Genomic DNA, 11998 nt, shown 5'->3' on the forward strand with positions numbered 1-11998 from the left:
CATTCAGCTAAGTACAATGTGAGCTTTAGCATTGTGAAAAACTTAATCTGTGAACATATTTGGAACAGGCGCACGGGATAAAGATCCTGTGTGTCTTTTTAGTTTAAAATGACCATTGATAATCCGGTTCCTGATCTTCTCCCTCCTACTTTTTATTAGAAATATAGTTAAAATTAATTTATTTCTAGCTGTCAAACTATGCATAAAAATGCATATTAATCCGCCGCCTCATCTCCTGTTATACAACACCGCGTGTGTTTTCCTGGAGTTTATCCTTGATCAACTACTCGGAATGAGCTCTATTATTGTACTTTTTAAGCGCCCCTTTCTCGGATAATCCATACCAAACCTTGCCCACTTTTCCATAGATTGTGAAATAGTGTTAGGTATTTTTCAAGATTATTTACACTAAAAAAAGCTGCTTAGCACAATATTCTCCTATGCAATCTGCCAACTAATAAAAAACAAAAGACACAGATAATTAGCGCATTAAAATAACTGACAAAGCAAATATTAAAACTCTGATCATTTTATGATTAGAGTCTCTTCTTAGCTAATATCTATAAAATGCATGCTTGGATTCTCAGTAATTCAATTTTTTGATGAACTTTTTTGTCTTGCGTAACTAATAATCAGATAACAGCTCCTATTAATATTGTTATGATCAACGCCAACGCTATGGAGCATTTTCAATTTAGATTGTGTTTCTTCGAAAGAGGATTAAACATTAAAAGCATCTTTCCATCGTTATTATTCGTTATCCTAATTATTAAACAATCATCCTTTAATTGATTAAATGCCTATCATGTATATCGCAAATTATACTCATCCATCTGAACAAACAGAAAACACAGTTATTTAAAATCAATTAAATTCTATTTAAACACCACAGTTCTCGCGAAGTTACTCTTTTTTTTAGATCATTATTCGAATCTAATAACGAAATCCATGAGCACTTTCGTCAAATAAATCACCGCAGTCATACATTTATGAATCAAGCACTTCTTGTTTAAGTTTTGCCTTCCTCTGTCAATCTATCCTCCTTTATAAAATGTTTCATGTGAAACATTCTGACTGTTTTTTGCGGATTAAAATAACCTGAAATCAAAAAATAAAAAAAACGAAAACCGACTAAAACAATAGTCGATTTGCGTTTAATCAATCACGTTTTTCAATTTGAACTCTGTTGTTTTTTCTGAACTTGAACTTTCTTTTTGATCTGATAATTCAAATAGAATGTGGTCACCGTTCTTTGGATCTTCTACTATAACTAGTTTGCCTAATGACTCTCTTTGGTCCTTAACAATTTGTGCTTCTTTAATCAGTTCTTTGGGGTCCTTTTTTGAAGCTAAGGCATTCCCCAAATTAAAAAATACCGTTTCTTCCATAGATTTGTCCTCCTATTTAAAAAGCAGTTAATCATCTCGTAAAAAATACAGCTGAAGCCTTGTCTCGCAAACAAGTTTACCCTGCATAAACAGTTAAATGAGCAGGTAGGACGCGAATTTCTACTGGTAATTCTGCACCTGGATCACCATCAACATTAGTCGCTAACTCCACTTGATTCAATACTTCTATTTTAAGTGTTTTTACTGTTAGATAGGCAACGTTTTTAGTCGGTTCTTTAATCCCTTTCAAAAGATCTGGTACGGTCTTTACGGTATCAAGAAAATTTTGATCCTTCAAGAACAAAAAATGCAATTTCCCATCATCGATTTTGGCATTTGGCAGCAAAGAGTCAAATCCGCCAATTGAATTAGTCAAACCAATTAACAAGGTGCTGCTTTTTATTGTCTGTTCTTCTCCATCGATGGTGAGATTAAATTGATAGGATTTATTCGCCGACAGCTGCTTAGCGCCTGAAATAAAATAAGCTAGTTTACCGAATTTTGTCTTTTCTTCTGTATCAACTTGATTAATCCCTTCAGGAATAGCACCAATCGCCACAACATTTGAGAAATACCGATCATTGATTTTTCCAATATCCATAGGTCTCTGCTTTGTACTATCTAGAGAGTTAATTGCTTCTTTCGGATCCAGCGAGATGTTCAGTGCTCGTGCCAAATCGTTCACCGTTCCTAATGGAAAAAAGCCGAAATTAGGGCGTTTTTGCTCTCCGGCTAGACCATTGATTACTTCGTTCACCGTTCCATCACCACCCATAGTAAACACGCTATGGTAATTTTCTTGAGCTGCACTTTTAGCAAACTCCTCTGCGTCGCCAGCCTTCGCCGTTCGTTTGACTTCCACGTTATCAAACAGACTCTCAAGCTTTTCTTTTGCTAAATGTTCGTATTCTTTCGCTTTTTCGCCACCTGAGCTAGGATTTATAATTAATAAAACATTTTTCATAGGGCACCTCCCATAATCGACTAAACCACTACAGTGATTGTTTAATCGTTACCACTATCATAATAGATTTTCTTGAAAGTTATAAGCTAATAGACTTATCGATAGCAACTGCTTTATTTCATTATCATCAATCATTTAAGCTGATATTAAATTCTGACCGCTTTCTTGGAGGTTATGCCAGATTTTTCTTGAAGAAAAAGTAATCACAGTCCATTACTGGAACATCGTTAATTTTTCCGAACTCTTGATAGCCGCTCTTCTCATAGAATAATGGTGCCTCAAATGAAAATGTTTCTAAATGAATAACCTTGCATTTTTCTCTTTGCGCAATGCTCTCCATTTTAGTTAACAACTTTCTACCTTGTCCTTGACCTCGCAACGATTCATCCACCCAGAAAAAATCTATATGCATGATATTCCAGTAGCAGTGGGCAACAATGCCTCCAACTATGTTATTTTTATCATCATACAGGTAACAGCCATACGAAGCTTCTGGCAAGGTATCAATTGAAGTGGGCAAGCTCCTGTTTCCAAATTCCACTATTTTGTCCTTCACTAGTTCTTGCATCTCAAGGGTATTATTTTCTATAATGTGCACTTTTTGTTCTCCTAAATCTCTCTAACGATTTTTTCTGTTCGCACGCTTCCAAAATTCCTGCTTCATTTTGTCCACGCCAGTTCTATAAATGGTTTTTTTGTAATGTTCTCATCGATTATAACAGACTAGTTATATTCTTTACGATGTTTTGTTGTAATAAAGAGGGGGATTTAATTGCATTGTCGCTTTAAAAGGCGTGAAAGTATTCTTCTTGAGCATTGGAAAAATGCTTTCAGAAAAGACTACGGTTTTATCACAAATCAATAAAAATAGCGACCGACATCTTCCCTAAGTAAGATGTAACAGTCGCTATTTCGGTGTATATATTTCTAACCCATTTGTTATTCAAACGTTTCACATGAAACAAAAACAAGGTTCCTAAGCTTCTACCTTCGCTATTTTTCCTTGTTCAATATATTCGAGAAGTTGGATAACTAGCGTTCAAAAGTATTGATTTATAAGTAATCATTTGACCTTCCTTATAGAAATTACTACCGCACATTTTCGTATATTTTGAATATCCCGTATTCAAAACCGTATTCAATTTATATTAGCTGGGGGCATTATTGAAATAGTTTTCATTCTGCTGCTCCACTTAAATTACCCAACATTAGGCTTTTTAGCATCCGCCCTTTTAGTATAATTTTCAAATCATTTTTTTGATTTTTCACCTAAATGTGCGAACGTGCCCACATTTGGTAATTCCTTTGCTACTTTCATAAATCTTGCTGCCTCGTATCTATCATTCCAACTGTTTAATTGGCATACAAAAATTTTAAGAATCTTCACAAGTAATCTTCTCTATTTCTTCTTCAAATTTATTCATGATTGACAAGCTGGAAAAATGACAATACACCAAGAATATAAAACAGCTAACAACTAACAATATGGTAAAATGATCTTTAGCACCAAAAATATACACTTCATAGTTAACTCCATTTCCATTATCATCTTTATTATCATTAAGCAATTTCCAAAGATTAGATTCCTTAAAACTTTCATATCCCACTCCAACACTTACCACAGCTCCAATTACTAGCGCATATGAAATATCAAAAAGTCGATCGATAGTTTTACCAATTGAAATTTTCTTTTTTTCTAAATAACTTTTTTTAGCATCAAAATTATCTTTTGCATCAGCGATTTCTTTGGCTCTTGAAAGGTAATAGTTTAATACTAGTTTCGGAATAATAAAATACATAATAAAAAGAAATAGACCAACCAAACATAATACCCACATTTTTTTACCAACTATTAAGCATAATAAAAAGCATAGGAATAGTGGGATAGAAACCCTCCAACATTTTACTTCTGTGCTTTCTTTCATAAATACGATGTCTTTTACTTTCTTTATCATTATCTTTATTCCTCCTCATCACCAAAAACTCTTGTTTTTCAGTATACCAAAAAACACGCCCATAAAGGACGTGTAATAGAAGATCTGGATAATTTTCGGATTAAAACTAACTTCAGCATTCCGTTTAGCAAAAAAAGCGTAACCCCTACACCAGTACCAGATTTTGAACGTTCATTATCTATTATTTTTCCTAGTCCGGTATGTTTGCAACCATACCTACAGTTTTCAGTCCAATAATAGATTTCGATAAATTTATCTGTAAACTTTGGGTAGCTACTCCCAACATTTACTACCTTGATTATACTAAAAAACGCTATCGTTTACAACCGTAATCGCTAGTTAGATTGTTTAACTAACAGTACCATAAACTCCTTATAAGCCGTGTCTGGATTGACTTTTACAATGTTGTAATGATTCCCTCGCCAGCCTATTCTCATCTTGTTAGTGACCGTTTCTTTTTGGTCTTGTCTAATTACGATTTCTAATGTGTCTTCATAATTCGTACCGGTCATTTCTTTCACATCTTTAATATTTTGAGTTCGTATTTTCGCCCAGCAACTAAAAATGATCTTCTCAACATCTTCACCTGGCATTGGACCTGGCTTGGGCTTTACTGTTATTACGTCTATACGTTCGTTGAATTCGTTAACGCTCTTAATGAGTGGCATAGTAAGCACCCCTCATTTGTTGTATTAACGCTTGCACCGTTACAGGCATACGATCACTATTAGCTGTATCACGTTTTTCGTACCAATGTTGTGTAAGCAACGAAACAGCCCAATTAAACTGTTGATATTTTTCAATATTTTCTCTTTCAGCTTTTGCATCAATTGCACTGATAATATAATCTGCTGCCGTTTCAATCAGCAAATCGATAAGAGTATCATCAAGATTATGATCGATTCGTAGACTGTTTTTCACATCGGATACCTCTATCATTTTATTCACCTCTTTAAAAGAAAGGATTCTCTATCATCAGAGAACCCTAAATTATGATTTACGGTGCTGGTGTAAACTCAATGTATACGGCAGCATTTTCGTCAATTTTCTTGTAATCGTTACGAACGATAACCGCTAGACCTTGTGAGTAGTAATCAAATTTTTCCCATTGAGTTGTGACTTGGTTTCTACGAGCTACAAATACTGATTGCGCAATGTCACCCATAATCATAGGGAACGTACCGGCTTTAGGATTGGCAAACAATAAATCAGCAATCAAAACAACAGGCATTCCAAACAATGATTTTCCGCTTGGAGCTGTTACATCTGGTTGCAAAATATAGCGTCCATCAGAATCTTTTAGCGTATCTAGGTGGTTATATCCGCTTTGATTTAGAATCACCATTTTATTTAAAGCTGGATCAAGCGCTACATTGTGCAATTGCTTTAAATCATCCAATGTGGCTGCTGTTTTCTTAGTGAAAGTTTTTAATAGGTCAACAATATGTTTGTTATCCGTATTCTCAACCAATTTTGCTAACTGATCTTTCACCTCTTGAACGATATTCACTGCTGAATCTTCTACCACTTCGTTAGACAAAGCGATTTTACCAGCACGTGTTTCTACTTTATATTCCACTTGCGTAAACATATCCGCATCAATATCACCAATTTCTGCTAGTTCAGCCTTTGTTGCTAACACTGCTTGTTGATTGGTAGCAACTGGATATTTTCCTTGTCCATTGGATACTGTTTTTACAGTCGCATATTGCGCCAAATTATAATTTGAACGTTTTAAATCAAATACTTCGCCAATCACTTCTTCCGGTACAACTGCGGCTGCGTTTACAGTAGTCACTCCGTCACGTACTTCACCTTGTGAACGGATATAATTTTCGTATCCTCTAATTTCTGTGTTTTCGTTATCGATTAAAGTTTTTACCATGTTTTCTTTCTCCTTTTGTGTCTTAGAAGTGGATTCTAAGGCTTTTTTATTTGCTTTAGTTGCGTGGTTATTCATAAACGCTTCATAAGAACGCTTATTCACTTGAACATTTGATGAATCATAAGCTGGTACTGTAACAACACTAATTTCATTTAGTGCTTTTACTTTCTCAATGGATCGAATAATTTCACCATCTTCTTTCTTGTTGAAGGAATCGATTCCCAATACAAAACCAAAACTCATCGAATCCAATAACTTTTTTGATACATTTTCATACACATCGTTAGCATAGCTCGTATCATTTAATTCTGCTTCAAAGTGAAGCCCCACCTCATCTACATTCAGTTTCAACGTACCGGCTTTGGTACTAGCTAACGGTTTGCTGTAATCATGGTTGTGTAGTAAGAACACATCCGATAAATCTACCTCTTTCAGAGCTTCTGGCGTGATAACTTCTACAAAACCACCCAAGTCTTTTGAAGGTTGTCCAAATTTCAGTGCGTACCCTGAGATAGTTTTCCCTTCTTGTTCCTCATTGACATCTTTTGGTTTCTTGGTTTTTAGATCGGCATCTTCCGTTAACCTTTTTTCTTTTTCTTCGTCATTATTCAATTGGCGTGACTCCTTCCTGTTCCTTTAATTGATATTTTTCTAATGTATCCAAATAAGTAAAGTTCAAACTTGCTAGTAACCGATCACCACCATCGATCGGTGAATATCCTAGTTTTGCTCGCCCTTCATTGATAGTAAGTAAAGAACCTTGTACTTGCTTTAATGTTGTTTCCGCCATAGTCAACGGGTCTGTTTCCATAAACCGTTCTGTATTGAAGCGGACGCTTAGTTTTTCGCCATCAAGCAATTTATTTTTTATTTCTGCTACAAAGCAAGCGAAGTAATGGCTTAACGTATTTTGTAAATAAATCAAGTTGGATTGCGCAACACTCGAATGGGCGCTTTCGACTTCTAACCGATCCGATGGAATACCAAAGCACTTACTAATCTGTTTTGTATTCCAATCATTGGAATTAATTAGTTTCAATACGCTTGTATCTACTTCTAATTTTTTGTAGTCCATTGTGTCGTCTAGTACAATGGTTCGAACTGCATTATCGCCACTGTCCGATCCATTGGCTTCCTCAAACTTTTCTCGAATTGCTTTTTTTGCTTTAGAGTCTAAGTCTGATTTTTTAACTGTCAAAATCCCACTGCTATTGATTCCACGCTTGAAATAATTGAAAATCGTTTTATTACCAGCATCTTGTATTTTTAATTCATCTTTTAATGCGTATAGCGGCGGTATCCCCACTAAGCCATCTTGTGTGAAATATTTGAAGTGCAAAACATCTGTAGCTTTTAACTTTCTCTTAGGTTTATTTTGTTTACCTATTTCATAACTTAATAGCCCGTTATCAAGCTGCTTCATATTCATTTCACTATTAGCGATAATTTCTAATTGACTAGGCTTTCCATCATCAGAACGGATGATTTCCGCAAAACTATTGCCATTCAAAAGCATGTTGACTGCCAAGCAAAACTTAAAATGCCATCCATCCATAAGTTCGTTAGGCTTTCCATTAAACAAAGTAGTAATTTCATTCTCTTTAGTTGGCAATCCATCTTTTACAAGCTGTAAAGGACTGGAAGCAATATCAGAGGCTAGAATTTTTATTGCGGTAAATACATCGCTATTTCGCAACGCTTTGATACTGACAAAATTGTTTCCTTCATCAGTAACAATTTCTACTACATGATCTAAGAACGGATCTCCTGTGGTATTTGAAATTTTTTTCCCTTTGAAAAATGCCATCTTTACCCTCCTTCCTGTTGTTTATTTAGTAAAATAGCAATTCCTATAAGCACCACGCCCAGCGCTAACAATCCCCAGTAGAAGTTTGTTAGAAAAGTGATTGCTGCAAGGATCAAGACCAATCCGAGAAGCAACAGGATAGTATGAATGTTTTTAGAAAGAAAACTCTTCACTGATATAAAATTCATTATCTGCTTTCGCTCCTTCCGTAGTATTGAAATAATCCATCGCAAAGACATAGGCATTTATTAATGCAGCTATTGGATCAATTTTGTTACTGTTTTTTGATTTATTAATTTGAATCCCATTATTATCTTCTTTTAGGATTGCATTATTTACCGCATGAGTTAAGATGATATTCTTCCTATGAATAATATTCCCCTCATAAATCTGTTCTCTGAATGTTCTAGTTGGAACATTTAAGGTTAGTGTTCCTTGCCTGACTTCTAGCATTGGATAATTCGCCTTTTCAGCTTTACTTATCAATGAATTGGCGTTGTACGGATCGTAACAAATTCCCATACACTCTAAATCGTTCATTTCGATTAATCCTTGAATAAAGTCAAATACTTGGTCATAGTCCACAATCCCACTGTCTAATTGAGTGATCGAACACTCACCAACTTTTTCCAATTCCCTATATGGCAATCCATCCCGCTTTTCTTTATCCGTCAAACCATATTTTGTGGCTACAAAGCTGTGAGAATCACAATATAACTTTCCATTTTCTAACGGTACAATCCATGAAATACTGGTTAAATCATCCGTCTTAGATAGATCAACACCGATATAAACAGGTTTGTTTGATATATCCTCGGAACTTACTTCTGCTGCATTCCAATCTTCTATCGCCATATAACTGTCTTCACTCGCCTGTCTCCATAAATTAAAGTTTTTTACCAATACAGAATTTAGATTGTTCTGTTTTAAAGCTAAGTTCACATCATCTTGAATGGTTGGCAGCATCACTTTCTTTATTTCTTCACTCTCAAAAATCGGGTTGGCTTTGATCCACAACTCTTGGTCGTGAAGTTCTTCTGCATCGTCTAGCTCCCATATTGCTATAAAATATCTATCGGCTTCATCTTCACCTTTTAAAATACGTTCTAGCAAAAGGTATTCTTCATACATAGGAACGTTTAAATCAAGCCCAGCGGTACTAATGACACATAGCAACCCATTCTTTTGTTGCGTCTGACCCGAACGAATAACATTATAGGTTTTGCGTGACTTAGCTTCGTGCCATTCGTCCAATATAGCGGTTGTCGGTGCGAATCCATCCAATGTACTGGTTTCACTGGCTAACGCCATAGCAAACGAATTAGAGGGCTTGTGAATGATTTTAGAGTTCATTATTTTTAGCTGCTGGCGTAAAAACTTACTTTTTTTTGTGGCACTTCGCAAGGAATTAGAAAGCATGTCATAGCCAAGCTTTGCTTGTTTCAGTGCGTTTGATACAAATAATACTTGTCTGCCTTCTGCTGGTTCGTTTTCCATGACCAACGCATTTGCACCCATACCACTAGCAATATACGTTTTGCCGTTCTTGCGTGATTTACTAATAAAGGCTCGGTTGAATCGCCTGTAATTTCCTTCTTTTGTTCGCCAACCGTACAAGCTGCCAATAATGAATTTCTGAAAACCTAACATAGTGATTTTTTTACCATCAGTGCTTGGCAATAATTCCATAAATTGGATTGCTTTATCAGCTTGCTTTTTATCAAAAGTATAGGGGAAATCATTTGATTCTGAACGGTTTAAATCATTCTTGTGACGTTGGCAAGCTAGAATCATCTTTTTAGGGGCGATAAGTTCACCAGATAAGACTTGTTCAATGTATCTATCCATCAGCCATCAAACTTTCAAATGGATCAATGGGTGTATTTTCTTTTGCTTTATTCAAAGCTAGTCTTGAACGGGCTTCTAAGGTCATACCTAAAGCACCAGCACTTGATTTTAAATCCTTCATAGCCTGTGATTGCACTGCTACTGCTGGATTTGCTCGCTTTGTTCCCGTTTTCGTATTAGTGATAAATGTGCCGAATTTTCGTATTTCCCCTTCGGCTGTTTTCATTCTTGAAAAAGATAAACAGTAAGAAATCAGCAATCCGTAATCTGTTTCTGATAAAGGATAATCTTTTTTCATTACTGGCAATAATCTAGCCCATTCACTCTTGGCGCTTGCTGGCAGCCATTCGGGGGGTGTGGTGCTAGTTAATTCTTGGTGTGTAAATAGTGCTTGTTTTGCGTCCTCACGTTGCGCCTTTTGCTCATTTGATAAGTGCATATTTACTTCTTCTAATAGCTTTACAGGCGTTGCCATAAGCCGTTCCTCCTTCCTAACAAAAAAAGGATGTATCACCAGTAATTTCTTACTAGCAATACATCCTCGGCTTTACCGTTTAGGTGTACTAACAAATTTTTTCTTTTTTATTGGTTTCGATGTCGGCTACTTTTCCATTACGAACAACCAGTTTTATTTCGCCATATTTAGGCAAATCAACTTCTTTTTTTCGTCCATCTGGAAAACAAATAATTACCTTATCTTGCATAATATCTCCTACTTCCTTAGTATACTATTTTTGATTACAGTTGTAAACGGTTTTGCCGAACGTTAGTTTGTAGTAGTGGATTTCACAAAGGCTATTCATGAAAAAATGACCCATTCCTCGGTTTCCAGCGATTGGGTAGATAGCCCCCTATAGTTTTAGGGTAGCTCTTTTCTCTCGTTCTTTTCTCGTTTTCAGATTATGGTGATAGTGACATAACGCTTGAAAGTTCTTTTCATCTAGCCGCAAATCCCATCGATCACGTAGTTCTTGAATATGATCGGTTACATCAGCTTTACGGATCACACCTTCTTTTAAACAGTGTTCACAACAAGGATGACTTAATTTATATAGTTGTGAAGCCTTCTGCCACTGTTTTGAGTGATAAAATTTGAAATACTTGCCACCAATTTGTTTACGGTTTTCATATCGATCTGCGTTGGTCTGCGTTGTCGCTGGTTTGTGTTTATCGCAATATCTCTGCCTATAATCGACCAATATTTTACATCCAGCATGATTGCATTGCTTTTTTACTGGCATAATTAAAATTTCATAGAAAGTAAAGCGTCTAATTCTTCATTTTCTTTCTTTCTATCGGTCATCATTTGATACTCTAAGAATGGTGATGTGATTTTAAGGCAACTGCCATCAGAAAAACCTATTTCGGTTGCTTTATCAACACGATAACTGATATAAGCTACATTTTCATCGCTGTCCTTATATTCGATATGCTTTTCTCCATCAAAATACTTTATCTTTTGGATCATTCTCTACACTCCTATCATCAATCTTTTCTTTAAGTTGTCATGTCCTATAAAAAAATTTTTTGAATCCTCCACAGTCATTACAATAATGGGTATTGTTCCTTTCGCATAGTAAAAGCCACATTTTTGATCTAATGGATAGACAACCAGATTTAATTCTTCAACAAACGTTTTGATCTCTTTCAGTTCGTATCCATATGGTTGACTTACTAACCAAGTTCGACCTAAACTTTTGTTCCTAAAGAATCTTGCATGATCAATCCAATGCATGTTTCCAATAGATACATTTGAAGCATCTAGCTGACAATCGTTGTAATTACGATCATTTGAAAGAAACTTTCTTAAATCTCTTACTTGTTCATAGTAAGTCCACTCATCAAAATTGAATGCGTTTATAAACAGTTTATAATTCTCTTTATAGTGTTTCCTATCTCCTTTGAGATTCTCGAAAGGATATTTTCTAATAGAAATCCATTTCATTTTTCTACCCTCCTTAAAAAGGTAACACGTAGTACCACCTAAGTACCGAGTACCCCGGTACTACTCAACACCAATGGACATAAGGGTTATAGCGTTTTGGTGACGGGTACCGAGTAAAATCCAGTAACATTATTCCCCAAGCTACAAACAGTTCATTCAAAAGTTTTAAATAAATTAGGTGGTACCCCGTCACCAAATCTATCTAT

The 11998-nt window shown here is 35.6% G+C and carries 14 protein-coding genes; all 14 read right to left on the reverse strand.

Going from position 1 to position 11998, the window contains the following annotated elements:
• Positions 1 to 1154: 1154 nt before the first annotated feature.
• Entirely contained in the window at positions 1155 to 1388 is a 234-nt protein-coding gene (locus IGI42_RS09165) for a hypothetical protein (protein WP_438715535.1), read from the reverse strand.
• Between the two features lie 76 nt (positions 1389 to 1464).
• Entirely contained in the window at positions 1465 to 2352 is an 888-nt protein-coding gene (locus tag IGI42_RS09170; RefSeq protein ID WP_438715536.1) for a diacylglycerol/lipid kinase family protein, read from the reverse strand.
• A gap of 172 nt (positions 2353 to 2524) precedes the next feature.
• The gene (locus IGI42_RS09175) at positions 2525 to 2950 is read right to left on the reverse strand and encodes a GNAT family N-acetyltransferase (protein WP_438715537.1); all 426 of its coding nucleotides are present in this window, start codon (positions 2948 to 2950) and stop codon (positions 2525 to 2527) included.
• A gap of 775 nt (positions 2951 to 3725) precedes the next feature.
• Positions 3726 to 4307 carry a hypothetical protein gene (locus tag IGI42_RS09180; protein ID WP_438715538.1) on the reverse strand — a complete coding sequence of 194 codons (582 nt, stop codon included), beginning with the start codon at positions 4305 to 4307 and terminating at the stop codon, positions 3726 to 3728.
• 335 nt (positions 4308 to 4642) lie between these two features.
• Positions 4643 to 4975: a phage head closure protein gene (locus IGI42_RS09185; RefSeq protein WP_438715540.1), complete on the reverse strand. Its 333-nt coding sequence runs from the start codon at positions 4973 to 4975 to the stop codon at positions 4643 to 4645.
• Positions 4962 to 5246, reverse strand: coding sequence for a head-tail connector protein (locus IGI42_RS09190; protein ID WP_438715541.1), 285 nt, complete (start codon positions 5244 to 5246; stop codon positions 4962 to 4964). Before IGI42_RS09190 ends, IGI42_RS09185 begins: the two co-directional genes overlap by 14 nt.
• A 58-nt stretch (positions 5247 to 5304) precedes the next feature.
• Positions 5305 to 6804: a phage major capsid protein gene (locus tag IGI42_RS09195; protein ID WP_438715542.1), complete on the reverse strand. Its 1500-nt coding sequence runs from the start codon at positions 6802 to 6804 to the stop codon at positions 5305 to 5307.
• Complete coding sequence (locus IGI42_RS09200) at positions 6797 to 7999, reverse strand: phage portal protein (protein WP_438715543.1); 1203 nt, start codon at positions 7997 to 7999, stop codon at positions 6797 to 6799. The genes IGI42_RS09195 and IGI42_RS09200 overlap by 8 nt, the downstream gene beginning before the upstream one ends.
• Positions 8000 to 8152: 153 nt before the next feature.
• On the reverse strand, positions 8153 to 9847 hold the full coding sequence (locus IGI42_RS09205) for a terminase large subunit (RefSeq protein WP_438715544.1): 1695 nt from the start codon (positions 9845 to 9847) through the stop codon (positions 8153 to 8155).
• Entirely contained in the window at positions 9840 to 10322 is a 483-nt protein-coding gene (locus IGI42_RS09210; protein ID WP_438715545.1) for a phage terminase small subunit P27 family, read from the reverse strand. Before IGI42_RS09210 ends, IGI42_RS09205 begins: the two co-directional genes overlap by 8 nt.
• Before the next feature lie 88 nt (positions 10323 to 10410).
• Complete coding sequence (locus IGI42_RS09215; protein ID WP_438715546.1) at positions 10411 to 10551, reverse strand: XtrA/YqaO family protein; 141 nt, start codon at positions 10549 to 10551, stop codon at positions 10411 to 10413.
• Between the two features lie 147 nt (positions 10552 to 10698).
• Positions 10699 to 11088: an HNH endonuclease gene (locus IGI42_RS09220; protein WP_438715547.1), complete on the reverse strand. Its 390-nt coding sequence runs from the start codon at positions 11086 to 11088 to the stop codon at positions 10699 to 10701.
• Between the two features lie 2 nt (positions 11089 to 11090).
• A complete protein-coding gene (locus IGI42_RS09225; RefSeq protein WP_438715548.1) occupies positions 11091 to 11315 on the reverse strand; it encodes a hypothetical protein in 225 nt (74 codons plus the stop codon).
• A 3-nt stretch (positions 11316 to 11318) separates the two neighbouring features.
• Positions 11319 to 11792, reverse strand: coding sequence for a hypothetical protein (locus IGI42_RS09230; protein ID WP_438715549.1), 474 nt, complete (start codon positions 11790 to 11792; stop codon positions 11319 to 11321).
• Positions 11793 to 11998 lie beyond the last annotated feature (206 nt).

The organism is Enterococcus sp. AZ109, assembly GCF_051714625.1.
GTDB lineage: Bacteria > Bacillota > Bacilli > Lactobacillales > Enterococcaceae > Enterococcus_A.

Bases quoted from the DNA above. Each gene is read 5' to 3' on its own strand.
- IGI42_RS09165 (WP_438715535.1), bottom strand. From the start codon at position 1,388: ATGGAAGAAACGGTATTTTTTAATTTGGGGAATGCCTTAGCTTCAAAA.
- IGI42_RS09170 (WP_438715536.1), bottom strand. From the start codon at position 2,352: ATGAAAAATGTTTTATTAATTATAAATCCTAGCTCAGGTGGCGAAAAA.
- IGI42_RS09180 (WP_438715538.1), bottom strand. From the start codon at position 4,307: ATGATAAAGAAAGTAAAAGACATCGTATTTATGAAAGAAAGCACAGAA.
- IGI42_RS09185 (WP_438715540.1), bottom strand. From the start codon at position 4,975: ATGCCACTCATTAAGAGCGTTAACGAATTCAACGAACGTATAGACGTA.
- IGI42_RS09190 (WP_438715541.1), bottom strand. From the start codon at position 5,246: ATGATAGAGGTATCCGATGTGAAAAACAGTCTACGAATCGATCATAAT.
- IGI42_RS09200 (WP_438715543.1), bottom strand. From the start codon at position 7,999: ATGGCATTTTTCAAAGGGAAAAAAATTTCAAATACCACAGGAGATCCG.
- IGI42_RS09205 (WP_438715544.1), bottom strand. From the start codon at position 9,847: ATGGATAGATACATTGAACAAGTCTTATCTGGTGAACTTATCGCCCCT.
- IGI42_RS09210 (WP_438715545.1), bottom strand. From the start codon at position 10,322: ATGGCAACGCCTGTAAAGCTATTAGAAGAAGTAAATATGCACTTATCA.
- IGI42_RS09215 (WP_438715546.1), bottom strand. From the start codon at position 10,551: ATGCAAGATAAGGTAATTATTTGTTTTCCAGATGGACGAAAAAAAGAA.
- IGI42_RS09220 (WP_438715547.1), bottom strand. From the start codon at position 11,088: ATGCCAGTAAAAAAGCAATGCAATCATGCTGGATGTAAAATATTGGTC.
- IGI42_RS09225 (WP_438715548.1), bottom strand. From the start codon at position 11,315: ATGATCCAAAAGATAAAGTATTTTGATGGAGAAAAGCATATCGAATAT.
- IGI42_RS09230 (WP_438715549.1), bottom strand. From the start codon at position 11,792: ATGAAATGGATTTCTATTAGAAAATATCCTTTCGAGAATCTCAAAGGA.